Below are 24511 nucleotides of genomic sequence, written 5' to 3' on the forward strand. Positions count from 1 at the left end.
GCCCGGCGCACGGTCACGTCCCTCGGTGTTCACCGGTCCCGGGCGAGGTGCTGCTGAAGGCGGGCATGGCGGAACTGGTAGACGGTGCCGGAGGCGCGCAGGAGGTTGCGGCGCCGGGCGTCCTCCAGGAAGTGGATCAACCGGAGGGGAGTGCCCTCCTCGATCCGGAGCTGCGCCGCGGTGAAGACAGTGGCCACGGCGAGGTTGCTGGTGAGGCCGGCCATGAGGACGGTCGGCAGGGCGGCCCCGACCGCCGCCACCACAGCGGTTTTCGGACCGAGCCACCAGGCCGCCAACGGGGCGATCATCAGGGCCACCGCGAGCCCGGTCAGCAGCCCGAGAACCAGCCGCAGCCCGAGGTGGTGGCGCCATACGTCGTGCGGGCCGATCGACCGGGTGTCCGCCTCCGGGGGACGGTTGTAGTGCTCTCTCACCGGGTCGTACCAGGGTCCCGCGCCCGCGGACAGGAACGGGGCGCCTGCCACGATCCCGTGACCGCGCCCTGTCACCAGCACACCGGTGAATCCCAGGGGCAGTGTGGTGAGGAAGCAGAGCCACACCGGAAGCGTCCGGTCACCGGGCAGGAACGGCACGGTCACGCTCGCCAGGGTGCCCAACCCCAGCCACTCGACCACGCCCGACACGATCGCCCCGGTGCTGAAGATGTCGCGCCATCCGGCACTGGGCAGCGGCTGCGGATCGTTGAGATCCGTGAAGCGGAGACCGGCCGTCATCCCCAAGAGGTACGCGGAGGGGAGCCCGATCAGCCAGGCGTACACGGAGTGGGTCGCCATCCACACCAGCAGCGCGAGGGGAACCCCGCCCACCAGCGTGACCAGGGCTTGCATGGCCAGCCTTCTGGGGTGCGGGCGCGTCCAACCGGGCAGGTGCCACCAGCACAGGTTGCGGCTCTTCTGCCCGGTGAGGTGCCGGGCGATGTACCGCAGCGTCCGCTCGGCGGTCTCGGGGGACCAGTCGGGGTGTGGATGTCCGTCCCGCCGCGCGTAGGCGATGGCGACCGCGCGGTCGAGGAGGTGGTCCCGCAGGGCCTCGGGGGTGGGGAGGGCGAGGAGTTCGTCGACCGGGCCGTCGTCGGCGTAGCCGTCGCGCACGAGGGTGATCGCCAGGGGGTCGGTGAGGGTCTCGGCCACGACGCTCCCGGGGTCGTGCAGGAGGCGTTCGGTCAGCGCCCGCCAGGCGGGCGAGGGTGAGCTGGACAGGGTGTTGAGCAGGTAGGCGGCCGCGTCCTCGGGACACACCGGCTGGATCTCCACGGTCGCGGCGCCGCCGAGCCGGGCCCGATGGGCGGACGCGGAGGCTTCCCGGGACCGGGAGATCAGTACGAGCCGGAAGGGGGCCAACTCCAGCGCGCTCGCCATGGCTCCCCGCAACTTGCTGCCGTGGACCTCGTCGTAGCTGTCCAGGAACGGCGCGACGCGGCCCGCCTCCACCAGCTTTCGGGCGCGCACCCGCCCGCCACGGCCCGCGAACAGGGTGTACTCGCGGGACAGCCGGTCGACCACCCACTCCACCGGGCCCTCCCGCGCCGGGTCCCAGCCGTCGAGCGGCAGCATCACCGGGACGGGGATGTGCGCCCGGTCCGCGGGGGCGGCGGTCCTGCGATGCTCAAGCGCGTCGAGCAGCAGAAGCACCCCGGCGGACGTCTTGCCCGCCGCCGGGTTGCCGACGAGTTGGAGGCGCCCGGAGGCCAGCCCGCCGTACACCTCGTACAACTGGTCCAACGCACCGCCCGCGCGCAGGCTTTCGCCGGTGACCGGCGGCAGGCCGGGCAGTGGCGCGAACCGGCGGCGGGTCCCCTGGCCGGTCGCGGCGGCGACCCGGCCCGCCATCTTGCGCTCGGTCAACCGCCAGCGCAGCGGCAGCGGAGCGGGCTCCAGCAGGCGCCGCAGCGCGGCCTCCTCCTGCCACTGGACGTGCACCGCGCGGGCCAGTTCGTCGGCCTCCGCGTCGAGCGGTGAACTAGCCATGGCCTGGTAGTAGTTGTGCTGGACGCTGCCGGGACCGGTCTGGAGGGCGACGGGGCCGTTGAAGGTGTTGCCGGAGACCTGGCCCGCACCGGTCCCGGAGTGGTCGGCCGAGTGCGCGTGGTTCATCCGGCCGCCCCGAAGCGGTTCTCCTGACGAGCGTGGTTCCCCGTCTGGAAGGCCACCGGACCTTCGAAGGTGTTGCGGGACACGACACCGCCCGAGGAGCCACTCCCGCCGAACTCGCGCTCCAGCGCGTGCAGTTCGGCGAGAGCGCGGTCCCGTTCGGCCGGTGCCAGCAACTCCAGCAGCGAGGCGAACTCCCCCTGCCACAAACGCTGGTGGAGCACCAGCAGCCGTTCCCGGTCCGCCTCGTCGGCGGCCGCGGTGAGGGCGGCGGCCGTCCGGTCCAGGCGATCGAGCGCGTCGTTCTCGCGCGCCGGATCGCCCCGGCCGATCAGGCGCGCGCCGCGACTCCGCAGCCAGACCCACACGTCCGTACCCACCGCCTGGACGACAGCGGTCCCGCCGGCCGCCGCACCGGCCGTCATGATCTCGCTCAGCACTCCCCGTCTCCTCCCCCGAACCGGCAACCCCGTCGGTGCCGGGAGTTCATCCTGGGGCAACTGATGTGGCGTCAGGACGATTTCGGGAGAACTGGATGACGGCGCCTACGACACCGTGTCGGGCCTGCCGTACTCGAACCATACGATCTTCCCGCCCCCCGACTTCCGAGTCACTCCCCACTTGTCGGTCACCGCGTCCAGGATCACGAGCCCCCGCCCGCTCTCCGACTCGGGGTCCAACTCGGCGTGCAGGTCCGGGAGTTGGGACGACCCGTCGCTCACCTCGACCCGCACCCCCTTCGGCAGCCGCAGCAGCAGCAGTCCGCAGCGCCGGTCCGGTACATGCCGTACGACGTTGGCGACCAGCTCCGTCATGGCCAGTTCGACGGCGTCCGACAGCTCCGGCATGCCCCACTCCAGGAGGAAGGAGCGGACGATACGGCGGATGTGCCGGGCGGAGTGCTCACCCACGGTGAGGTGCATGACGTACTGCTGGCGGTGCGGAAAGGCCAGCATGGCGGGGGGAATTGGTTCATTCACACTACGAGGGTGACGTCTCGCCGCTACCGTCGGCAACGGTGCGAATACAACCCGTTTACGGGTGGACAGTCGTCGGGTCGGGAGGCAGGGGGCTTCGCGTGCACATCAACACGCTTGATCCAGGGGCGTCGCCGCTGGATTACTACGGCTTCGAGTTGCGGCGGTATCGGGAGGCGGCGGGCCTGACGCAGCGCGAACTGGGCGTCATCGTCAACTACACCGGGTCGCTGATCGGGCAGATCGAGACGGCGAGGAAGCTGCCGACGCTGGAGTTCAGCAGGCGGGTGGACGCCGCGCTCGACACGGGTGGGCTGTTGACGCGGTTACTTGATCTGGTGCTGCGCAGCCAACTCCCCGCGTGGTTCCGGGAGGTGGGCGAACTGGAGGCGCGTGCCGTCGACATCTGCTCCTTCGAGGCGCACATGGTCCTCGGCCTCCTCCAGACCGAGGACTACGCTCGCGCCGTGCTCGGCACTCTGGACGAGAGCAACCTGGACGACCGGACCGCCGTACGAATGGGTCGTCAGCGCATCCTGGAGAAGCAGGAGCCGCCGGTCTTCTGGGCGATCCTGAGCGAGGCCGCACTGTATTTGGAGATCGGCGGCCGGAAGACCATGCGGAACCAACTGGCCCGCCTGTTGGCCTATGAGAACAACCCCCGGGTCAACATCCAGATCCTGCCGTTCTCGGCTGGAGCGCACGCGGGGCTGACAGGCTCGTACGACCTCTATCGCTTCCCGAGTGACCCGCCCATCGTCTACACCGAGGGTTACGGAAGCGGGCATCCGACTGCCAACCCAGACACCGTCAACGACTGTTCGCTCCGTTACGATCATCTCCAGGCCGCCGCCCTCTCCCTCAGGGATTCGGCGGAGCTGATCCGGCGCGTGATGGAGGAACGTTATGGGGAACAACGCGATGCCGACGGGGACGCAGTGGCGGAAGTCCAGCTACAGCAGTGACCAGGGCGGGCAGTGCGTAGAGATCGCTGAAACCACCTGCACCACGGCCATCTCCACCACCCTCGCCATCCGTGACTCCAAGACCCCGGCGGGGCCGATCCTCACCCTCGGCCCCGCCGCGTTCACCACCTTCGTCAACTGGTCCGCTACGACCGCTGGTTGACCTCGAAGTAGTAGTCGTGGTCCAGGTCGGCCAGCAGACCGATCCGCGTCGGTGTCCACCCGAGCCGCTGCCGCGTGAGCGCGCTCGTGCCCACCAGGTCCGACGAGAAGAAGTGGCCCAGCCACCCGAAGTGGGCCCCGGCCTCCTCGACCGGCAAGCTCTTCACCGGTAGGTCCAGCCGCCTGCCGATGAGTTCGGCGATCTCCCGTACCGGCACGCCCTCGTCGGCGACGGCGTGCAGCACCGAACCCGCCGGGGCGTTCTCCAACGCCAACCGGTACAGCAGCGCGGCGTCGTCGCGGTGGACGGCGGCCCAGCGGTTGGTGCCTTCGCCGGGGTAGGCCGAGACGCCCTTTTCGCGGGCGATGTCGATCACACCGGGGACGAAGGCGTGATCGCCCTCGCCGTGCACCTGCGGCAGCCGTACGACCGACGAACGGACGCCCCTCCCTGCCGCCGCGAGGGCATTCAACTCGGCCGGGAGCCGGACCAGTTCGGGGTGGGTGGCGGGATCGGGTACGACGTCTTCGGTACGGCCGTGGCTCATCACGGAACTGATGACGAGGGGGCGGTCCGAACCGGCGAGGGTGTCGGTCAGGGTCTCGATGGCGCGCAGGTCTATCGCGACGCACGCCGCGTAGTTCGAGAAGTCGTGGATGAAACCGGTGTGGATGACGCCGTCGCAGGCCGACGCACCGGCGCGGAGGGCGTCGAGGTCTTCCAGGGAACCCCGGTTGACCTCGGCTCCGGTCGCCGCAAGCCGGTCCGCAGACGCGTCGGAACGGGCCAGCCCCAGTACTCGGTGCCCCGAGTCGAGCAGTTCGCGAACGACCGCGCCGCCCACGAAACCGGTCGCTCCGGTGACGAAAACACGCATGACGAAATCACCTCAGGTGGGTCGGGAAGTGGTGTGTTCCCAGCCTGCGCCCGCCCGGTACCGCCCGTCCAAGACGGACTCCGGAAGACGTGATTCAGTTCCGGTATCACCGCAGCTTGCGCCGTCGTACAGTCGAGGTATGACTGACTTGGACCTGCGTTTGGTGCGCTGCTTCACCGTCGTCGCCGAGGAACTGCACTTCGGCCGGGCGGCGGCGGTCCTGCACCTCGCGCAACCATCCCTCAGCCGTCATGTCAGGCGCCTGGAGGGCGAGTTGGGGGTACGGCTCTTCGACCGGACCACGCAGGGCACGCAACTCACGGAGGCGGGGGCGGCGTTCCTGCCCCGGGCCGAGGCGCTGTTGCGGTCGGCGGCGGAGGCGACCGCCGTGGCGCGGTCGGCCGGGCATCCGAGCCGGATCGTCATCGGGTACATGACCGGGCTGCTCGTCACCCCGGCGGTGCGCGCCCTGCGCGGGCGCTTCCCGGACGCCGAGGTGCACCACTCCTTTCTCGGCTGGGGCGAGATGCCGGCCGCCCTGCTGGAGCACCGGGTGGACGTGGTGGTGGGCCGATTCCCGTTCGCCACCGAGGGGTTGAGCGTGACGGTCCTCTTCGAGGAGCCCCGGGTGCTGCTGATGCCGGTCGGCCATCGGCTGGCCGGCAAGGAGTACGTCACCCTCGACGACATCGCGGACGAGCCCGTACCCCGGTTCCCCGACGAGGAGTTCAACGCGTTCTGGCGCGTCGATCCCCGCCCGGACGGACGGCGGGTGCCGGACGGTCCGCTAGTCGAGAATCTGGAGGACAAGCTCGAGGTCATCGCCGCGGGCGAGGCGGTGGCGCTTGTTCCGGTGGGCGCCATCAGGAAGGGCCTGCGACCCGATCTGACCACGGTCCCGCTGGAGGACGCGGACCCCGTCCCGGTCGTCCTGGCCATGCGCGCAGGCGAGGAGAACCGCCGCCTCCTCGCGGCCTTCCGCACCTGCGCCGAGGATCACCTGACCCCCACGGAGGACCCCGTCTAACCCCTGCCACCGACGCCGTTGGCCCCCACCCGGAGGGCTATCGCCCCCGCCGGAGGAGCGGGCTGGCCTCCGCCCGCGAGGGCTGCGGCTTCCCGCCCGGAGGGCCGTTGACCCCCGCCAGCGAGGGCGCCGACCCCGCCCGCGAGGGCCAACCGACCCCTCCCGAAACCGTGTTCAGAGTCGCTGGATGATCGTGCCCGTCGCCAGTGCCCCGCCCGCGCACATCGTGATCAGGGCGAACTCCTTGTCCGCGCGCTCCAGTTCATGGAGTGCCGTGGTGATCAGGCGGGCGCCCGTCGCCCCGACCGGGTGGCCGAGGGCGATCGCGCCGCCGTTGACGTTGACCTTCTCCAGGTCCTGGCCGAAGACCTGGGCCCAGCTCAACACCACGGACGCGAACGCCTCGTTGATCTCGACGATGTCGATGTCCTTGAGCGTCATGCCCGCCTTGCCCAGCACGGCTCGCGTCGCGTCGATCGGGCCGTCGAGGTGGTAGTGCGGGTCGGAGCCGACCAGTGCCTGGGCGACGATCCGGGCGCGGGGGCGGAGTTTGAGCGCCCGCGCCATCCGCTTCGACGCCCACATGATCGCCGCCGCGCCGTCGCTGATCTGCGAGGAGTTGCCCGCCGTATGGACGGCCGTCGGCATCACCGGCTTCAGCCGCGCCAGCGCCTCCATCGACGTGTCGCGCAGCCCCTCGTCGCGGTCGACGAGCCGCCACATGCCGAGGCCCGCGCGCTGTTCGTCCTCCGTCGTCGGCACCTGGACGGCGAACGTCTCCTTCTTGAAGCGCTCCTCGGACCAGGCGTTCGCCGCCCGCTCCTGCGAGATCAGACCGAGCGAGTCGACGTTCTCGCGGGTCAACCGCCGGTTGCGGGCGATGCGTTCGGCGGCCTCGAACTGGTTGGGCAGGTCCACGTTCCACTCGTCCGGGAACGGCTTCCCCGGCCCGTGCTTGGACCCCGACCCCAGCGGCACCCGCGACATCGCCTCGACACCACAGCTGATCCCGACGTCGATGACACCCGCCGCGATCATGTTGGCGGTCATGTGCGAGGCCTGCTGCGAGGAGCCGCACTGACAGTCGACCGTCGTGGCCGCCGTCTCGTACGGCAGGCCCATGGCCAGCCAGGCCGTGCGCGCGGGGTTCATGGACTGCTCGCCGGCATGCGTCACCGTGCCGCCGACGACCTGCTCGACGCAGTCGGCGTGAATGCCGGTGCGGCCGAGGAGTTCACGGTAGGTCTCGCCCAGGAGATAGGCGGGATGGAGGTTGGCGAGCGCGCCGCCGCGCTTGCCGATGGGGGTGCGTACGGCTTCCACGATGACGGGTTCCGCGACCATGGGACACGTCCTCTCCTCGTACACCGCGCGGCGCGGGCGTCCCGGCCACCCGCCACGCAGAACTAGTACGCGTTCTAGTTCTGTGTGCAGTCTGCTGACAGCCCATCCACAACCGCAAGGGTCGTGCAGGGAATTCGGCTTGCCGCACCTCTTGCGACTTCTAGAACCCGTTATTACCTTCACGGCAGCCGGGTTCCTGATGGACCGTCAGATGACGGGAGTTGCGCCGATGCCCTGTCCAGCGTTGCCCGAAGGGTTCGACTTCACCGACCCCGATCTGCTCCACCACCGCGTGCCCCTACCGGAGTTCGCCGAACTGCGCGCGGCCGAACCGGTCCGCTGGATACCGCAGCCCGCCAACATCGCGGGGTTCCAGGACGAGGGCTACTGGGCCGTCACCCGGCACGCCGACGTCCGGTACGTCTCCACCCACCCGGAGATCTTCTCCTCGACCCTCAACACGGCGATCATCCGCTTCAACGAGCACATGAACCGCGACTCGATCGACGCCCAGCGGCTGATCCTGCTCAACATGGACCCGCCCGAGCACACCCGCGTCCGCCAGATCGTCCAACGCGGCTTCACCCCACGGGCGATCCGCGCCCTGGAGGACCGCCTGCGCGACCGCGCCCAGGCCATCGTGGCGGGCGCCCGCGCCCACTCCGGCCCCTTCGACTTCGTCACCGAGGTCGCCTGCGAACTGCCCCTCCAGGCCATCGCCGAACTCATCGGCATCCCGCAGGACGACCGCGTCAAGATCTTCGAGTGGTCCAACAAGATGATCGCGTACGACGATCCCGAGTACGCCATCACCGAGCAGGTCGGCGCCGAGTCCGCCGCCGAACTCATCGCCTACGCCATGGGCATGGCCGCCGAGCGCAAACAGTGCCCGGCCCACGACATCGTCAGCACCCTGGTCGCCGCCGAGGACGAGGGCAACCTGAACTCCGACGAGTTCGGCTTCTTCGTGCTGATGCTGTCGGTCGCCGGCAACGAGACGACCCGCAACGCCATCACCCACGGCATGCACGCGTTCCTCACCCACCCCGAGCAGTGGGAGCTGTACAAGCGGGAGCGCCCGTCGACCGCCGCCGAGGAGATCGTCCGCTGGGCCACCCCGGTGAATGCCTTCCAGCGCACGGCGACCCAAGACACCGAACTCGGCGGCAAGTTGATCCGGAAGGGCGACCGGGTCGGCATCTTCTACGCCTCCGCCAACCACGACCCCGAGGTCTTCGAGAACCCGGACGTCTTCGACGTCATGCGCGACCCGAACCCGCATCTGGGCTTCGGCGGCGGGGGCCCGCACTACTGCCTCGGCAAGTCACTCGCGGTCCTGGAGATCGACCTGATCTTCAACGCGATCGCCGACGCGATGCCGAACCTGACGCTGACGGGCGACCCGCGCCGACTGCGCTCCGCGTGGATCAACGGGGTCAAGGAGCTTCAGGTGACCGCCGGTTGACCGTACGCACAGCTCGGGCCGGCGGCATCCCGGCGCCGCCGGCCCGTCTCAAGCACATGCCCGTCTCAAGCGCGTGCGCGTATCCGCGCGTGCGGCTTACTTCCGTACGGCGAACTTCATCAGCTCCCGCTCGTCGCCCTGCTTGATCTTGCCGGTCTCATTGATGACCTGGAGCTTCCAACTCCCGCCCTCGCGGATCGCCTTGGCGACCGCGCAGCTGTTGTGGTCACTCAGCAGGTTGGGCCAGATCTCGGCCACCTGCTGGGTGCTGCCGCCCGTCGCGTCGTACACCTTGAAGGCGATGTTGCGTGCCTTCTGGAAGGAACTGCCCTTCTTGTAGGCGGCGGCGACGAAGACGATCGACGTGATGTTGGTGGGTATCCGCGCGAGATCGACGGTCACCGTCTCGTCGTCGCCCTCGCCCTTGCCGGTCTGGTTGTCACCGCTGTGCACCAACGAGCCGTTGCCCAGCGGGTCCACGGAGTCGAGCCCGGCGAGCCGGACCGGGTCCTGGCCCTGCATCGCGATGGCGATCAGATCGAGGTCGGTACCGGCCTTCTGGCGCAGCTTCCCGATGATGCCGCCGCTGCTGCCGACGGTGGGGTCCCAGGACGCCCCGATCTCCAGATGGGTCACTCCGTCCAGATCCGCCGGACCGTCTTCCTTCGTGAGCGTGATCATGCGTGATCGATCCTCTTGATCGTGGGACTAAGACGCACGAATTCTGCCTTCTTGGCCGGGCTTTGGGCTACTCCCGTCCAGATGCGGTCAGTGCGAACACCCCGGCGGCCAGAGCCGCGAGCAGGAGTGGGTACCGCGCCCCGTGGTGCAGAGTGAGCCAGGCGCCGAGACACGCGCCGGAGGCCATCGCCACGACGGCCGAGGCGCGGCGCAGCGAACCGGGGCCCGCGCCGTCGCCCGCGACCGAGTCGGCGATCAGGCCGGTCAGGGTCATCGTCAGGACGGTGGTGGTCGAGAAGTTGGAGACCTTGAGCTTGCGGACGGTCGCGTTGCGCAGCCCCATCGCGAAGGCGGTGAGGGCGATGAGCGGGTACGTGGTCGCTTGGTCGCCCGGTGCCACGAAGGCGATGACGGCCGCCACGCCCACCAGCAGCGCCTCCGCGCCGAGGCTCACCCGGGCCCAGGTGCGGCGCGACCCGGTGTCCATCCGTACCGTGATCCGGCCGCCGGCCACCGCGCCCACGACGAAGGCGCCGAGCGAGGTGAGCGTGTGCGCCACCGAGAAGCCGGGCGCCCCGGCGGCGGCGAAGCCGAGGACGACGACGTTGCCGGTCATGTTCGCGGTGAAGACATGCCCGAGGGCGAGATAGCTGACTGCGTCGATGAGCCCGCTGACCACGGTCAGCCCGAGCAGCACGACCACGAGCCGGACCCCGCGCGCCTCACGGTCGTAGGACGGGGTGGGGTTGTCGCTCTGAGCCATGCACGCAATGTAGCGGCGGCCTCCCGGGATGCCGGGGGACCGCCGCTACAGGTGCGTGCGTGTGTGGGGCCGGTGGATCAGTACCAGCCGTTGGACTGCCAGAAGTTCCACGCGGCGGCGGGGGAGCCGTAGCGGGAGTTCATGTAGTCCAGGCCCCACTTGATCTGGGTGGCGGCGCTGGTCTTCCAGTCGGAGCCGGCCGAGGCCATCTTCGAGCCCGGGAGGGCCTGGACCAGGCCGTAGGCACCGGAGGAGGAGTTCGTCGCGGTGACGTTCCAGCCGCTCTCGTGCTCGACGATCTTGCTGAACGCGTTGTACTGCGCCGAGCTCGGGATCATCTTGTGCGCGATCGCCTGAGCGGAGGAGGCGGAGGTCGTCGCGGCCTGGGCGGGAGCCGAGGTCAGCACGAGACCGGTGGTGGCGGCGGCCAGAGCGGCGGCGGTCAGGGCCTTCTTCGGGGAGGCGATGCGAGCGACGATGCGGGAGACGGACACGGAGAACCTGTTTCTTCGGGGACAGAGACGTCGTACGCCTGCCGGTGTCACGCGGTGCGCGGCGGTGGCAATGCGTCGGCGCCGAGGCCCGTGAGGACTCGTCGGCGCCGTGCGACTGCTCCAGAGAAACACTCTCGATCCGTGTCCGCAAAGACCCCTTTTACTAGTTGTGGTCGCATGTGGGTGAAAGGTGAACTGTGTGACGTGGCTCTCAAACCCCAGGTCAGGTGGTGTTTGGGATGCGTACATGTCATGCCTAAACACTACTAATCCAAGTAGTTGGTGATGTGCGTCATGTGGGGTGCTTCACCGCCGGTGTGACGGTCGGTGCGCGACGCCTTACGCAGGGCCGACGGATCGGCCCCCGATCGAGCGCGGCCGGGTATGGCGTTGACCCTCACGGCTAACGTGACTAGTCTGTGGCTAATCGCGTTAGCCATTTTGATGGAGGACGACATGACCGAGCACCTGAGAATCGGCAAGAACACCATCGCCTTCGACGTGACCGGGGAGGGTCCCCTCGTCGTGCTGGCGCACGGTATCGGCGACAGCCGGCACTCCTACCGCTTCCTCGTGCCCGGCCTGGTGGCCGCCGGCTACCGGGTCGCGAACGTCGACATCCGCGGGTGCGGTGAGTCCAGCCTCGGCTGGGACGGTTACAGCCGCACCGACATCGCCGGAGATCTGGTCGCCGTCGTGCGTCACCTCGGCGGCCCGGCCGTGATCATCGGGCAGTCGATCAGCGGCGGCGCCGCGACCATCGCGGCCGCCACCGCGCCCGACGTGATCGGCGGAGTGATCGAGCTGGCTCCGTTCACCCGTGCGCAGCCGTTCGACCTGGGCGGGCTGATCCGGGTCAAGCGCTTCCGGACCGGGTACACGCGGATGGCACAGGTCATCGTCCGCGGACGCCTGGCGGACTGGAAGAAGTACCTCGACGTGGCCTACCCGGCCAAGCCCGCCGACTGGGACAGCGAACTGGCCCGTATCGAGGCCACGTTGAGTGAGCCCGGCCGGATGAAGGCCCTTCAGGACATGTGCAAGTCCAAGCCCACCGACGCCGGCGCCCAGCTCGCCCACGTCACCTGCCCGGTCCTGGTCGTCGAAGGCAGCCTGGACCCCGACTGGGCCGACCCCCGCGCCGAAGGGGCGAAGATCATCGCCGACCTGCCCGCCGGCCTCGGCGAGCTCGCCGTGATCGACGGCGCCGGCCACTACCCGCACGCACAGACCCCCGACCAGGTCCTCGCGCTGGCCCTGCCGTTCCTGGCCAAGGCGGCCGGCCGTGCCTAGGGCCGGACTCACCGCCGCGGCGGTCACCGAAGCCGCCGCCGCCCTGGTCGACGAGGTCGGGTTCGACCAGCTCGGCATGGGCCTGGTCGCCGAACGGCTCGGGGTCAAGACCCCCTCGCTGTACAAGCACGTCACCGGCCAGACCGAACTCGCCCACCGGATCGCCATCCTGGCCATGAACCAGTGCGCCGACGCCATCCGCGACGCCATCCAGGGCCGGTCCGGCACCGAAGCCCTGGTCGGCGGCGCACAGGCGATGCGGACGTTCGTCAAGGACCACCACGGCCGATACGCCGCGGCCAACGCCGCCCGCCCGACCGGACCCGACGACCCCCTCATCGACGCCCTCAACCGGGTGGTCGACTCCTGGGCGGCCATGCTGCACGGCTACCGGATCGATCCCGACCAGCAGATCCACGCGCTGCGGATGCTGCGCACCGTCCTGCACGGATACGCGTCCCTGGAAGCGGCCGGCGGGTTCCGGTTCGCCACCGACGTCGACGACAGCTTCACCTGGATGATCGACTTCATCGACCACGGCCTGCGGGAGACCACGGCCTGCGGGAGACCACGGCCGCCGGCACCCACCGCGCCCCATCCCGCGGGGCCGCACCGGGCGTGACGCTCTGACCGCCGCGGACTGCGCTCCACGCCGGTCCCAGGCCCCACCGCCCACCGGTGGACACCCGCTCGCCGAATCCCCGCGCCTCCCGCGCCAGCCAGAAGTGGAAACCACCATGAAGCCGGTCCTCACCGCCGTCATCGACATCGACGCCACCCCGGAAGCGGTGTGGGACGTCCTCACCGACTTCGCCGCCTACGGCGAGTGGAGCACCTTCTCCGCAGCCGAGGGAACCGCTCAGGTGGGAAGCCGGCTCACGATGCGCATGCCGGGCATGACCTTCAGGCCCACGGTCACCGTCGCGACGCCCGGCCAGGAACTGCGGTGGGTCGGCACGCTCGGCATCAAGCAGCTGTTCCACGGCCGGCACTCGTTCGTCCTTTCTCCCAACCACGACGGCACCACCCGCCTGACCAACCACGAGGAATTCTCCGGAGCCCTGGTCACCCTGATCAGGCCCTTCCTCAGAACACCCAAAAAAGACGGGTACGCCGCCTTCAACACCGGCCTCAAGCAGCGGGTGGAAGCCCGCACCGAGCTCGGGCCGGGTGCGTGAGGTGCCGGTGGCCGGGGTGGCCGGGGTGGTCGCGGGGATCGGGACGGCCGCCGCGATTCCCTGCCCCAGACCCTCGCGGCTGCCGGTGAACTCCAGCGCGACCTCCGGTACGAACTGACCTACGAGGGGCTGCGGGCCGCCGAGGCGAAGGGCGACAAGGACGGGTGCGGCCCCGCCGTCACGGCCGCGAGGACCGATGCCTTGCGCACCGCGTAGCGGGAAGGGTGTCGCTCCATCACCGCCCCCGCCCGCGACCACGACGTCATCCGTACCGCCGTCGCTGACCTTCTGTCCCATTGCGCGGCCGCCGATCCGGGCTCCCCGGCCCGTGCGATCCTCGCCGATCCCGCCGACTTCATGGAGGCGGGGCCGGTGGAAGCCAGGCGGAGGCGGGCGGTCGATCCGACGATGGCCGGGCGGGAGGTCGAACTCCTCGGTGCGGCCGTGGAGTTGGTCCGATTGCTCGCGTGTGCGCCTGGGCATGGTGTTCCGTGCGACGAGGGGAACCGCGAGTCGGCGTGAACGCGTCACCGCGGACGAGGGTGACGGGCCAGGGCGCCGGACGGTGTCCTCGGCTGGGTTCCGAGGGCTGCGGGGCAGTGTGAGGGAACTTCGGGCACGTGGAGGAGAGGGGCGGTCGTCGGCTGTTGCCGGGGGCCGTCCGGGGCCGTTACGGCGGCGGGTTCTTGGCGGGGTCGCGGCGTCGCTGGCCGTGATCGCGCTGACGGCGTCGTGCAGTACCGGCTCGTCCGCACCGGATCGTCGTCCGTCCGCCGGGGCGCGTCCGCCCGTCGGCAGCGCGTCCGCGAGCGCGACGGCCGCGGAGAACTGCGATCCGCTGCGGTCATTGAAACCGTTGGCCCACATGCCGACGCCGGGCGGCGCGATGCCGAGCGGTACGGCGATGGCGCGGATCGTCAAACGCGGTCGGCTGATCGTCGGAGTGGACCAGAACACGTATCTCTTCGGCTATCGCAACTCCGACACCGGACAGCTGGACGGGCTCGACATCGACCTGGTGCGGGAGATCTCCCGGGCCCTGTTCGGGCGGCCGGACCGGGTGCAGTTCAAGACCGTGCCGTCCGCGCGGCGCATCGAGATACTACAACGCGGTCAGGTCGACCTCGTCGCCCACTCCATGACGATCACCTGCGAGCGCATGGAGCAGGTGCTGTTCAGCAGCGACTACCTCGACTCCGGCCAGCGCGTCCTCGTCACCGACTCCTCCCCGGTGAAGACCCTCGCCGATCTCGCCGGACAGAAGGTGTGCACGGCCCAGGGCACCACCTCACTGACCGAGCTGCGCCGCGCCCGCCCGGCGGTACGGCCGGTGGCCGTCGCCGACTGGACCGACTGCCTCCTCCAACTGCAACTGGGCGACGTGGCCGCCGTCTCGACCACCGACAACGTCCTCGCCGGGCTGAGCGCCCAGGACCCCGCCACCCGCATCACCGGACCGCGGTTCACCTACGAGCCGCACGGGATCGCCGTCTCGAAGTCGACACCGGAACTCGTCCGCTTCGTCAACGGGGTGCTCGCGCACCTGCGTGCCTCGGGCGCGCTCCGAGCCCTGCACGAACGGTGGTTGGGTCCGTACGGGAACTTCTATCCGCCCGCGCCGCGCTACCGCGACTGAGCATCTCCGTGTCCGCGCCTGCGTCCCCGTCCGCGCTCGATCCGGATCCGCCAGCCGGACCCGTCATGGGGTCCGGTGATCGCCAGCAGCGTTCCGGGGCTCAGGTCCAGCCGCTCGCCCCGGAGCCTGCCCGGCAGCCCGCCCTTGGTGTTGACCCAGTTCTGCCAGATGAGTTCGGAGGAGAGGGCGCGGACCGAGACCATGCCGGACCACTTGTGCCACGACTCGGTGATGACCCGCGCGGTGACGGACGGTCCCGTGTAGCGGAGCACCTTCCCGCCCGTGCCGGTGATGTCCCCGTCGAAGGTGTCCACCGCGTCGAGCGGGGTGGCGCGCAGCTCCCAGCCGCCGGCACCCCCGGTCTGGAGCAGCGTCGGCCCGGGACCGAGTCCGACGACCCCGCCCTCCTCGGCGCGGTGCTGATCGGCGAACAAGGTCACCTTGTAGTCGCGTGACTCGACGCGGACCTCCGCCTTGGAGGCGCTCCCCGTGTCGGCCAGGGAGCACAGCGCGAGCGCGGCCGGCGCCCCCGTGTGGGCGAGGACCTCCGCGCCGGTTCCCCGGGCGGTGTCCTCCAGCGGGCGGGCCGCGGACAACGGCACTACCCGCAGCCGCCATTCGCACCCGACGGCGTTGGCGACCTCGACCCGGCCCGCCGTCGCCCAGACCGCCGGGATGTCGTGGCCGTACAGGAACCTGGCACGGTCGTCGTTGCCGACGGGCCAGTAGGTCTGGTCGCCGAAGTCCGAGTGCAGCCGGAGGAACAGGCCCGTGGGGCGCGCGCTCTCGATCTTGGTGAACTCGAGGATCGCTCCTCCTCCCGACTCCGGCTCGGGCAGCTCGACCGTCTGGTTCCCGAGCCCCCGGCGGCAGAAGACGCCGCCGTCCTCGGGCTCGTCCCGCTCCAGCGGTGTGACGGAGATCGACCACCGCTCGGCCGCCTCGATCCGCAACCGCTGTGGTCCCGACAGACCCACCCGGTACTCCCAGGTGCGCGGCTCCTCCGTACGGCAGTGCTCGGACTCCAACTCCCGGGCCAGATCGGTGTCTTCACCACCGAGGAGACCGAGGAGGGTGAAGCTCCCCACATGGGCACGGTGGACCACCGTGGCCCAGCCCTGTGGTCCCTGGTAGTCCAGTTCCGCCGGTCCCGTGCCCTCGGCGGCCTCGGTGAACGGGCGCACGTCGGCCGTCATCGCACCCCCGCTCCCCGATGAAGGCCGTCGGCCGGCGTCCGGGTCGCGGAGGCGAGGAGGGCGAGCTTGTCGGCCGCGTCGGTGCCGGGGTCCGGGTGGTAGAGCACGAGGGTCTGGCCCGGGGAGCCGTCGATGCTCAGCCGCTCGCGGTTCAGACGGAGGCCGCCGACCTGGGGGTGGTCGATGTCCTTGGGCGCGGCCTCGCACGCCTGGACGTCGTGACGGGCCCAGAGCCGGCTGAACAGCGGGCTGGCGAGGGAGAGTTCACCGACCAGCTCGATGAACCGGGGGTCGTCGGTGTCGGTGCCGACCGACTTGCGGAAGGCGGCGACCATGCCCCCGACGGCGCTCTCCCAGTCCGGGTAGAGCGCCTGCTCGGCCGGGTCGAGGAACAGGGACCGCAGGCGATTGGCACCCGCCGCGAAGCGCGGGGAGAGCGCGGTCGCGAGGGAGTTGGCGGCCAGGACGTCGAAGCAGCGGCCCTCGACCAGCGCGGGGAGCGGGAGCGTCGCGAGGAGTTTGGTGATGCCCGGAGCGACGGTTTCCCTGCGGGGGCGGGGCCGGGGGCGCCGCCGTCGGGTTCCCCCGGCGCCCAGCCGCAGCAGGTGCGCCGTCGCGGCCTCGTCGAGCCGCAGCACCCGCGCGATGGACTCCAGGACCTGCACGGAGGGGTTGCGGTCGCGGCCCTGTTCCAGGCGCAGGTAGTAGTCGGCGCTGATGCCGGCGAGCAGCGCGACCTCCTCACGGCGCAGGCCCGGCACCCGCCGTACCCCGAAGGTGGGGACACCGGCCTGTTCGGGGGTGACGAGTTCGCGGCGGGCGCGCACGTACTCGCCCAGCGGGTTCGGTTCGTCGGCCATCTCCCGACTGTAGATCGGGCGGCCGGGTGCGCGCCTGGTCCTGTCACCCCCAGGGTCGGCGGGGCCCTGGCTGGGGTGCGGCCCGGGCGGCAGCGTGACCGGCGGCCGGCTCAAGGCGCGCCGATCGGCGGCGCGGGCCACCACCACGAGGAGCGATGTCCATGTCCACGTATCTACTGGTCCACGGCGCCTGGCACAGCGGGGAGTGCTGGGAGCGGGTGGTCCCGCCGCTGACGGCGGCCGGGCACCGGGTGTTCGCGCCCTCGCTGACCGGCCACGGCGACAAGGCGCATCTGCTCGGCCCCGAGGTCGGCCTCGACACCCATGTCGACGACGTCGTCGGACTGATCACCGAGGAGGACCTCACCGAGGTGGTGCTCGTGGGGCACAGCTACGCCGGGCTGGTCGTCTCGGCGGCGGCCGACCGGGTGCCGGACCGGATCGCCCACCTGGTCCACCTCGACGCGATGGTCCCCGAGGACGGCGAGAGCGCGATCGACATCATGCCCGTGACCCAGACCCTGATCGATCTCGCCGAGCGGTCCGGCACCGGCTGGCGGATTCCGCCGCTGCCCGAACTGCCGCCGCCCGCAGGCCTGTTCGGGGTCACGGACCCGGCGGACGTGGCCTGGCTGCGCACGCTGCTCTCGGACCAGTCGGCGCGCACGCTTCAGCAACCCGTCCGGCTGGGCAACCCCGCCGCGAACTCGATCCCCCGGACCCACATCCACTGCGTGGCCGACGAACCGGAGGGCTTCGAACGGCGCCCGGTCCCGGCGACCCAGCCCAACGGCACCCCGGCACAGGTGTGGGAACTGGAGACCGGCCACGACTGCATGGTCACCAAGCCGGCCGAACTGGCCGACCTGCTGCTCAAGTTGGGCGTCCAAACGATCTGAAAGAACAGCCGATACGGCGTTCCTACGACTCTTTCGGGCAGCCGTGGACCGTGTTCCGGGACCCGCGCGTGGCGCCGGTGACCTCCCGACACACTGGGCCTCGTGCCGGACACGACTCACCCGAACCCCGCGAACCTCGGGAATCTGCCGCCCGAGAGACATAGTTTCGTCGGGCGGCGCGCCGAACTCGCCCTGCTCAAGGCCGCGTTGGACCCGGAAGCGGCCCCTGGTCGACACCCGGACCCGTACCCGGTTGTCGGTCCGGCGGCCCGGCTGGTGAGCGTGGTCGGCGTCGGCGGGGTCGGCAAGACCCGGCTCGCCCTGCGCGCGGCGGCCGAGGTCCGGGACGCCTACCCGGACGGGGTCTGGCTGACCGAACTCTCGCCCCTGCGCGCCGTCGGGATAGTGGACCTCGCCGTCATGGAGACCCTCCGGCTCGCCGACCAGTCCACCCGCCCGGTCATCGACGTCATCGTCGAATGGGCCCACGGCAGAAGGCTGTTGCTCGTCCTCGACTCCTGTGAACACCTCCTCGCCGACTGCGCCAAGGTCGCCGCCGCCCTGCTGGCCCGGCTGCCCGACCTGCGTGTCCTCGTCACCAGCCGGGAACGCCTCGCGCTGCCCGGCGAGGAGGTGCTCCACCTCGAACCCCTGCCGGTGGACGGCGGCACGGTCGACAGTGGGGACACAGCCGCCGCCGGTGATGCCGTGACCCTGTTCGCCGAGCGGGCCGCAGCCGTCGGACGTCCGCTCGGGGACGGCGACGTGGCCGCCCGGGCGACCGCCGCCGCCGTCTGCCGTCGCCTCGACGGCATCCCCCTCGCCCTCGAACTCGCCGCCGCCCGCCTCGCCGACCTCACCCTCGACCAGCTCCACGCCCGGCTCGGTGAACGACTCGGGGAACGCCTGCCCGCACCCCCGGACGGGCCCGCGTCCTCCGACGCACCGTCCGCCCTGGACCTGTTGACCTCCTCCTCCGGTGAACACCCGCCCCGGCACCGGACCTTGCGTACCGCCATCGGCTGGAGCCATGAGCTCTGTGCCCCTCTCGAACGCCTGCTGTGGGCGCGGCTGTCCGTCTTCACCGGTGGCTTCTGCGCGGAGACCGTCCAACAGGTGTGCGCGGGCGGCCCGTTGGCCCCGGAGCGGATCCCCGGGCTGCTCGCCCGGCTCGTCGCCCAGTCCATCGTCCTGCCCGACCCGGTCATCTCGGCCCGCTACCGGATGCTCGACACCGTGCGCGAGTACGGCACCGACTGGCTGTACGCGCTCGGCGAGGAACGCGCCGTACGACGCAGGCATCGCGAGCACTACGCGCGGCTCGCGCACCAGGGCTGCGCCGAGTGGAACACCGGACGGCAAGTCGCCTGGTGCGAACGGGTGTTGACCGAACACGCCAATTTCCGGGCGGCCGTCGAGAGCGCGCTCGGCGAACCGGACCGGGCGGCGGCCGTGGAGATGGCGGGCCATGTCGGGTTCCTGTGGCGGCACTGCGGCTATCTCCGCGAGGCCCGGCACTGCCTCGACCAGGCCCTCGCCACCGACCCGCCGCCCGGCCACGGCCGCACCCTCGCCCTGTGGTCGCGCGGCGCGGTCGCCATCCTCCAGGGCGACCAGGAGGCGGCGGCCAACTGGGCGGTGCGCTGCGCCGACGCGGCCCGCGAACAGGGCTCCCCGGTCGCCATGGTCGCCGCCGTCTACCTCAGGGGCGGCCAACTGGCCCTCACCGGGCGGCAGGCCGAGGCGATCGACGTGCTCGCCGCCGCTCCCCGACTCCCCATACAGGACGACGCGTTCGGCGCCGCCCAGCTCCAGGCGCGGCTCGCGCTGTCCCTCGCGCATGTGCTGCGCGGCGAGTACGAACGCGGCCGCGAGGTCGCCGACGAGGTGCGGGGTGCCAGCCGGAAACAGGGGGAGTACTGGTGCGGGGCCTTCGCCGACTACCTCATCGCCCAGGCCGACCTGGCGTACGGCGACATACCGGCCGCGGTGCGCGGCGCCCGCACCTCCGTCGCGGGCCACGCCCTGCTGCACAACACCGTCGGCGCCGCCATGTCCCTCGACCTCCTGGCCGCCGCCGTCGTCACCACCGGCGACGCCCACCGCGCCGCCCGCCTCCTCGGTATCGGCACCCGCCTCTGGGAACTCACCGGCCGCGCCCAGATGGACTCCCCGGACCTCATCGCCACCCGCCGCACCTGCGAACTCCGCGTCCGCGAACACCTCGGCGACCTCGCGTACCAGCACGAGTACCGGACGGGCCTGGCCATGTCGTACGACGAGGCGATCGCGTACGCGACGGGTTGGTCGAGCGGTGAGTGACGCGAGTCGGTGACGAGGAGTCGGAGACGGGCAGTCGGTGACCGGGAGTCGGTGTCCTACACCGCCACGTACGTCACCGGATCGGTCCCCGTCACGACCTCCGCCTGCCCCAGCTTCACCAGGCGCCGCACATGCGCCTCCGCCTCGGACACCGCGATGTTCCGTGACTGGTAGGGGATTTGGGACCAGGGACGGTTCCACTCCATCCGCTCGGCGACCTGCCAGGCGGTGAGCGGCTCCGACAGGAGGGCGAGCAGGCCGGTCAGCCGGTCCTCGTGGTGGGCGAGCAACTCCCGTACGCGGCCAGGTGCGTCGGTGAAGGTGTGCTGGTGGGCCGGGAGGACCTCCGCGGGGGCGAGACGGCCGATGCGCTCCAGGGAGTCGAGGTAGTCGCCGAGCGGATCGGCGATCGTGGTGTCGTCCGGGTCCTCGTACAGGCCGATGTGCGGAGTGATCTCGGGGAGCAGGTGGTCGCCGGAGAACAGGCGGCCGTGGCCCGGGAGTTGGGCCGGGTGGTCCTCCTCCAGGTGCAGGCAGACATGTCCGGGCGTGTGACCCGGGGTCCAGATCGCGCGCAGCCTGCGGCCCGCCAGGTCGAGGAGTTCACCGGGGACGATCTCCCGGTCGGGCAGCGCGGGCGCGAGCCCCGGCACACTGCGCGGGCGGGCCGTGCGGAGCGGCGCGAGGTGCTCCTCGGGGGCACCGGCCGCCGTCAGCTTCGCGGTCATGTACGCCAGCCAGCGGCCCGGTTCGGTCGAACGGGCCCGCCGGACGATCGCCGTGTCCGCCGCGTGCATCGCCAGCCACGCCCCGGACGCCTCGCGCACCCGCCCCGACAGGCCGTGGTGGTCGGGGTGATGGTGCGTGATGACCACGCCGTGCACCTCGCCGACCTCCGTACCGCAGGCCGCGAGCCCCTCGACCAGCGTGTCCCACGACGTCGGGTCGTCCCAGCCCGTGTCGACCAGGACCGGCCCGCGGTCGGTGTCGACCACGTAGACGAGGGTGGTCCCAAGTGGGTTGTCGGGGATGGGGACTTCGATGGAACGAACACCGCCGCCGTGGTCGTGGACCTGCCCCGTGGACGTCATGGACTCCCCAATCGCCGCCTTCCGGCCACTATACGTGGACTCCATCGACCGGAACTGGTATTCAGTCTTCGTATCTGATGGAGCGTCAGACGGCGGTACCGGGGAGGCGTTCGGCCATGACAGAGCTCGTGGAACACCGACAGCTGTTCATCGGCGGGGAGTTGACCGACCCCCTGGGCACGGACGTCATCGAGGTGATCTCCCCGCACACGGAGGAGGTCATCGGACGCGTGCCGCACGCGTCGAAGGAGGACGTGGACCGCGCGGTCGCCGTGGCCCGTAAGGCCTTCGACGAAGGACCCTGGCCGCGTATGACCCTCGACGAACGGCTCGCGGTCGTCACCCGCATCAAGGACGCGATCGCCGTACGGTACGAGGAGATCGGCCGCGTCATCTCCTCCGAGAACGGGTCGCCGTACTCCTGGAGCATCCTCGGGCAGGCGCTCGGCGCGATGATGGTGTGGGACGCGGCGATCACCGTCGCGAAGGGCTTCACCTACGAGGAGTACCGCGACGGGGTGCTCGGCAAGATCCTCGTACGGCGAGAGCCGGTCGGGGTCGTGGCGGCCGTAGTCCCTTGGAACGTCCCGCAGTTCGTGGCCGCCGCCAAGCTCGCGCCCGCGCTGCTCGCCGGCTGCACGGTGATCCTGAAGCCGTCGCCCGAAACGCCCCTGGACGCCTATCTGTTGGGCGAGATAACGAAGGAGGCCGGGCTGCCGGACGGCGTCCTGTCGATCCTCCCCGCCGACCGCGAGGTCAGCGAGTACCTCGTCGGACACCCCGGCGTCGACAAGATCTCCTTCACCGGTTCGGTCGGGGCCGGCAAGCGCGTCATGGAGGTCGCCGCGCGTCATCTCACGCGCGTGACACTGGAGTTGGGCGGAAAGTCGGCGGCGATCGTCCTGCCCGACGCGGACATCACCACAACCGTCCCCGGCATCGTCTCCTCGGCCTGGATGAACAACGGCCAGGCGTGCGTCGCCCAGACCCGCATCCTCGTACCGCGCTCCCGCTACGACGAGTTCGCGGACGCGTTCGCGGCGGCGGCGAGCGCGCTGGTGGTCGGCGACCCGCTCGACCCGGCGACCCAGGTCGGCCCGCTGGTCGCCAAACGCCAGCAGCAGCGCAACCTCGACTACATCCGCATCGGCCAGGAGGAGGGCGCCAAGATCCTTACGGGCGGCGGCCGTCCACCCGGCCTGGACCGCGGCTGGTACGTCGAGCCGACCCTCTTCGGAGACGTCGACAACTCGATGCGCATCGCCCGCGAGGAGATCTTCGGCCCGGTCATCTGCCTTCTCCCGTACGGCGACGAGACCGAGGCCGTGAAGATCGCGAACGACTCCGACTACGGGCTGAGCGGCAGCGTCTGGACCGGTGATGTAGCCCACGGCATCGACATCGCCCGGCAGGTCCGCACCGGCACCTACAACGTCAACACCTTCAGCCTCGACATGCTCGGTCCCTTCGGCGGCTACAAGAACAGCGGTGTGGGGCGGGAGTTCGGGCCCGAGGGCTTCTCCGAGTTCCTCGAACACAAGATGATCCACCTGCCGGCCGGCTGGGAGGGGTGAACGGGCGATGGGGGACCGCTGGCAGGTAGAGGTCGACCGCTCCATCTGCATCGGCTCGGCCCAGTGCACCCACCAGGCCCCCGACCGCTTCCGCCTCGACTCGGCCATGCAGTCCCACCCGGTGGCCCCGGAGACCGACGCCAACGAGGAGATCCTCGCGGCGGCGGAGGGGTGCCCGGTGGAGGCCATCATGATCACGCTGTTGGGGAGCGGGGAGCCGGTGTTCCCGCCGGAGGAGTGACAGTCCCGGCTCAGTTCCTTGGGCCGGTGACCGTGGCCAGCCGCGCCTTGACGGTGTCGGCCTCCGGCATGCCGTGTTCGGTGTACAGGGTGAGTGCGCGCTCGTAGTGCTGGACGGCGGTGTCGGTGTCGTCACGCGCGACGTGCGCCTCGGCCAACCCGGCGTGGGCGCGGGCCTGTTGGCCCGGGTTGCCGATGTCCTCGGCGATGGCGAGGGCGTCGGTGTGGTGGGTGAGGGCGTCGGCGGGGCGGCCGGAGGCGCGGGCGGCCTCGCCCAGGCCGTTGAGGGCTCTGGCCTCGCCGTCGCGGTCGCCGTTCTGGGCGTAGAGGGCGAGCGCCCGGCGGTGGTACTCGGCGGCCTGCGTGTGCCGGTCGCGCAGCGAGTGCACGATGCCGAGGCCGTGCAGTGCCCCGGCCTCGCCGTACCGGTCGCCGGCCTCCCGCATCAGCGCGAGGGCCTGCTCCTGGTGTCCGGCGGCCTCGTCGAGCCGGTCGAGCCGGGTCTCGACCGTGCCGAGGTCCATGAGCGCGTGCGCCTCCAGGTAGCGGTTGCCGGTGCGGCGCAGCAGCGTCAGGGACTGCTGGAGATGGTCGGCGGCCGGGCCGTAACGGCCCAACTGCCCCTCCACATGGGCGAGATTCTTGAGGGCGATCGACTCGCCCGACGTGTCCTCGACGCTCCGGTACAGCAGCAGCGCCTGTTCGAGGTACTCGACGGCCGACCCGAACCGACCCAGCCGTTCGTCGACGAGGCCGAGGTTGACCAGCGCGCGGGCCTCACCGGTGGGGTCACCGGCCTGCCGGAACAGGGTCAACGCCTCCTGGAGATGCCGGCGGGCCGGTGGCCCGACTGGTAGTGGGCGGTCCCGATCCCGAGCAGCGCCCGGGCCTCGCCCGCCGGGTCGCCGATCAGCCGGGCGGCGTCCCGCGCGTGCCCGTGGATCGTGAGGCCGTCGGTGTGGTGACCGCTGATGAGATGCCGGTACAGGGTGAGCGAGAGCCGGATGGCGTGCGTGGGCCGCCCATGAGTGGCGGCGTGCGCGGACATCGCCGTCAGGCATGCCCGTTCGGCCCCCAGCCAGGCACGCGCGGCATCCGGATCGGACAGGTCGGGGACAGGGCCGGCGGTTTCGGGAGCGGCGGGACGCAAGTGGGCCTCGGCCGGGTGCAGTTGGTCCATGGCGGCGCCCGCGGTCGCGAGGTAGTGATCGAAGAGCCGGTCCAGCGCGGCCTCACGGTCCTCCGGGGAGTCCTGCGCGGAGGCGAGCCGGGCGGCGTAGGCGCGGAGGAGGTCGTGCATGCCGTAGCGGGGGGTGTTCGTGCGGTGGGCGAGTGGGGTGTGGGTGGGGGTCTGC

At 70.9% G+C, this 24511-nt stretch carries 25 protein-coding genes and 1 pseudogene; 12 read left to right on the forward strand and 14 right to left on the reverse strand.

What is annotated here, in order from left to right; all coding sequences use genetic code 11:
* Positions 1–29 precede the first annotated feature (29 nt).
* From JHN63_RS15320 to JHN63_RS15330, 3 genes are all read right to left on the reverse strand, one after another.
* On the reverse strand, positions 30–2114 hold the full coding sequence (locus JHN63_RS15320) for a hypothetical protein (protein WP_200681558.1): 2085 nt from the start codon (positions 2112–2114) through the stop codon (positions 30–32).
* Positions 2111–2551 carry a hypothetical protein gene (locus tag JHN63_RS15325; RefSeq protein ID WP_200681565.1) on the reverse strand — a complete coding sequence of 147 codons (441 nt, stop codon included), beginning with the start codon at positions 2549–2551 and terminating at the stop codon, positions 2111–2113. The genes JHN63_RS15320 and JHN63_RS15325 overlap by 4 nt, the downstream gene beginning before the upstream one ends.
* 105 nt (positions 2552–2656) lie before the next feature.
* Positions 2657–3067 (reverse strand): ATP-binding protein, encoded by a 411-nt coding sequence (locus JHN63_RS15330; RefSeq protein ID WP_200681651.1) that lies wholly within the window; start codon positions 3065–3067, stop codon positions 2657–2659.
* A 122-nt stretch (positions 3068–3189) separates the two neighbouring features.
* Here JHN63_RS15330 and JHN63_RS15335 point away from each other — a divergent pair, with 122 nt between their 5' ends.
* Together JHN63_RS15335 and JHN63_RS15340 are read left to right on the forward strand one after the other, a co-directional pair.
* Complete coding sequence (locus tag JHN63_RS15335; RefSeq protein WP_200681572.1) at positions 3190–4053, forward strand: helix-turn-helix transcriptional regulator; 864 nt, start codon at positions 3190–3192, stop codon at positions 4051–4053.
* Positions 4010–4216 carry a DUF397 domain-containing protein gene (locus JHN63_RS15340; protein WP_234476910.1) on the forward strand — a complete coding sequence of 69 codons (207 nt, stop codon included), beginning with the start codon at positions 4010–4012 and terminating at the stop codon, positions 4214–4216. Before JHN63_RS15335 ends, JHN63_RS15340 begins: the two co-directional genes overlap by 44 nt.
* Here the strand turns inward: JHN63_RS15340 and JHN63_RS15345 are convergent.
* Positions 4200–5093 carry an SDR family oxidoreductase gene (locus JHN63_RS15345; protein ID WP_200681586.1) on the reverse strand — a complete coding sequence of 298 codons (894 nt, stop codon included), beginning with the start codon at positions 5091–5093 and terminating at the stop codon, positions 4200–4202. The genes JHN63_RS15340 and JHN63_RS15345 overlap by 17 nt on opposite strands.
* 139 nt (positions 5094–5232) lie before the next feature.
* Here JHN63_RS15345 and JHN63_RS15350 point away from each other — a divergent pair, with 139 nt between their 5' ends.
* Entirely contained in the window at positions 5233–6120 is an 888-nt protein-coding gene (locus tag JHN63_RS15350) for a LysR family transcriptional regulator (protein ID WP_200681593.1), read from the forward strand.
* A 174-nt stretch (positions 6121–6294) separates the two neighbouring features.
* On the opposite strand, the gene JHN63_RS15355 is transcribed toward JHN63_RS15350, so the two are convergent.
* Entirely contained in the window at positions 6295–7464 is a 1170-nt protein-coding gene (locus JHN63_RS15355; RefSeq protein WP_200681607.1) for a steroid 3-ketoacyl-CoA thiolase, read from the reverse strand.
* Positions 7465–7693: 229 nt separating this feature from the next.
* Here JHN63_RS15355 and JHN63_RS15360 point away from each other — a divergent pair, with 229 nt between their 5' ends.
* The gene (locus JHN63_RS15360) at positions 7694–8929 is read left to right on the forward strand and encodes a cytochrome P450 (protein ID WP_200681608.1); all 1236 of its coding nucleotides are present in this window, start codon (positions 7694–7696) and stop codon (positions 8927–8929) included.
* Positions 8930–9025: 96 nt separating this feature from the next.
* Here JHN63_RS15360 and JHN63_RS15365 read toward each other — a convergent pair whose 3' ends face one another.
* The 3 genes from JHN63_RS15365 to JHN63_RS15375 form a co-directional block, all read right to left on the reverse strand.
* Positions 9026–9610, reverse strand: coding sequence for a TerD family protein (locus JHN63_RS15365; RefSeq protein ID WP_200681610.1), 585 nt, complete (start codon positions 9608–9610; stop codon positions 9026–9028).
* Positions 9611–9677: 67 nt separating this feature from the next.
* Positions 9678–10373: a YoaK family protein gene (locus tag JHN63_RS15370; protein ID WP_200681612.1), complete on the reverse strand. Its 696-nt coding sequence runs from the start codon at positions 10371–10373 to the stop codon at positions 9678–9680.
* Positions 10374–10450: 77 nt separating this feature from the next.
* A complete protein-coding gene (locus tag JHN63_RS15375) occupies positions 10451–10867 on the reverse strand; it encodes a transglycosylase SLT domain-containing protein (RefSeq protein WP_200681626.1) in 417 nt (138 codons plus the stop codon).
* Between the two features lie 456 nt (positions 10868–11323).
* Between JHN63_RS15375 and JHN63_RS15380 the strand changes: the two genes are divergently transcribed.
* From JHN63_RS15380 to JHN63_RS15390, 3 genes are all read left to right on the forward strand, one after another.
* A complete protein-coding gene (locus JHN63_RS15380) occupies positions 11324–12160 on the forward strand; it encodes an alpha/beta fold hydrolase (RefSeq protein ID WP_200681627.1) in 837 nt (278 codons plus the stop codon).
* Complete coding sequence (locus JHN63_RS15385; protein WP_200681629.1) at positions 12153–12782, forward strand: TetR-like C-terminal domain-containing protein; 630 nt, start codon at positions 12153–12155, stop codon at positions 12780–12782. Before JHN63_RS15380 ends, JHN63_RS15385 begins: the two co-directional genes overlap by 8 nt.
* A 115-nt stretch (positions 12783–12897) precedes the next feature.
* The gene (locus JHN63_RS15390) at positions 12898–13338 is read left to right on the forward strand and encodes an SRPBCC domain-containing protein (RefSeq protein ID WP_200681635.1); all 441 of its coding nucleotides are present in this window, start codon (positions 12898–12900) and stop codon (positions 13336–13338) included.
* 119 nt (positions 13339–13457) lie between these two features.
* Here JHN63_RS15390 and JHN63_RS15395 read toward each other — a convergent pair whose 3' ends face one another.
* The gene (locus JHN63_RS15395) at positions 13458–13604 is read right to left on the reverse strand and encodes a hypothetical protein (protein WP_200681641.1); all 147 of its coding nucleotides are present in this window, start codon (positions 13602–13604) and stop codon (positions 13458–13460) included.
* Between the two features lie 599 nt (positions 13605–14203).
* On the opposite strand from JHN63_RS15395, the gene JHN63_RS15400 reads away from it, so the two are divergent.
* On the forward strand, positions 14204–14974 hold the full coding sequence (locus tag JHN63_RS15400; RefSeq protein ID WP_234476911.1) for a glutamate ABC transporter substrate-binding protein: 771 nt from the start codon (positions 14204–14206) through the stop codon (positions 14972–14974).
* Here the strand turns inward: JHN63_RS15400 and JHN63_RS15405 are convergent.
* Entirely contained in the window at positions 14962–16170 is a 1209-nt protein-coding gene (locus tag JHN63_RS15405) for a hypothetical protein (RefSeq protein WP_200681643.1), read from the reverse strand. The genes JHN63_RS15400 and JHN63_RS15405 overlap by 13 nt on opposite strands.
* Positions 16167–17030: a helix-turn-helix domain-containing protein gene (locus JHN63_RS15410; RefSeq protein ID WP_200681645.1), complete on the reverse strand. Its 864-nt coding sequence runs from the start codon at positions 17028–17030 to the stop codon at positions 16167–16169. The genes JHN63_RS15405 and JHN63_RS15410 overlap by 4 nt, the downstream gene beginning before the upstream one ends.
* A 161-nt stretch (positions 17031–17191) precedes the next feature.
* On the opposite strand from JHN63_RS15410, the gene JHN63_RS15415 reads away from it, so the two are divergent.
* The gene (locus JHN63_RS15415; protein ID WP_200681646.1) at positions 17192–17929 is read left to right on the forward strand and encodes an alpha/beta hydrolase; all 738 of its coding nucleotides are present in this window, start codon (positions 17192–17194) and stop codon (positions 17927–17929) included.
* Between the two features lie 102 nt (positions 17930–18031).
* Positions 18032–20251 (forward strand): hypothetical protein, encoded by a 2220-nt coding sequence (locus JHN63_RS15420; RefSeq protein WP_200681647.1) that lies wholly within the window; start codon positions 18032–18034, stop codon positions 20249–20251.
* Positions 20252–20307: 56 nt separating this feature from the next.
* On the opposite strand, the gene JHN63_RS15425 is transcribed toward JHN63_RS15420, so the two are convergent.
* The gene (locus tag JHN63_RS15425) at positions 20308–21342 is read right to left on the reverse strand and encodes an MBL fold metallo-hydrolase (RefSeq protein WP_200681648.1); all 1035 of its coding nucleotides are present in this window, start codon (positions 21340–21342) and stop codon (positions 20308–20310) included.
* 116 nt (positions 21343–21458) lie between these two features.
* On the opposite strand from JHN63_RS15425, the gene JHN63_RS15430 reads away from it, so the two are divergent.
* Positions 21459–22916 (forward strand): aldehyde dehydrogenase, encoded by a 1458-nt coding sequence (locus JHN63_RS15430; protein ID WP_200681649.1) that lies wholly within the window; start codon positions 21459–21461, stop codon positions 22914–22916.
* Between the two features lie 7 nt (positions 22917–22923).
* Positions 22924–23157: a ferredoxin gene (locus JHN63_RS15435; protein ID WP_200681650.1), complete on the forward strand. Its 234-nt coding sequence runs from the start codon at positions 22924–22926 to the stop codon at positions 23155–23157.
* Between the two features lie 10 nt (positions 23158–23167).
* Here JHN63_RS15435 and JHN63_RS52675 read toward each other — a convergent pair whose 3' ends face one another.
* Together JHN63_RS52675 and JHN63_RS52680 are read right to left on the reverse strand one after the other, a co-directional pair.
* Positions 23168–23971 (reverse strand): tetratricopeptide repeat protein, encoded by an 804-nt coding sequence (locus JHN63_RS52675; protein WP_234476913.1) that lies wholly within the window; start codon positions 23969–23971, stop codon positions 23168–23170.
* Positions 23968–24511, reverse strand: a pseudogene (locus tag JHN63_RS52680) (AfsR family transcriptional regulator); the annotation flags it as partial. The gene JHN63_RS52675 and the pseudogene JHN63_RS52680, both read right to left, overlap by 4 nt.

The organism is Streptomyces sp. MBT65, assembly GCF_016612545.1.
In the GTDB taxonomy this organism is placed as follows: Bacteria; Actinomycetota; Actinomycetes; order Streptomycetales; family Streptomycetaceae; genus Streptomyces.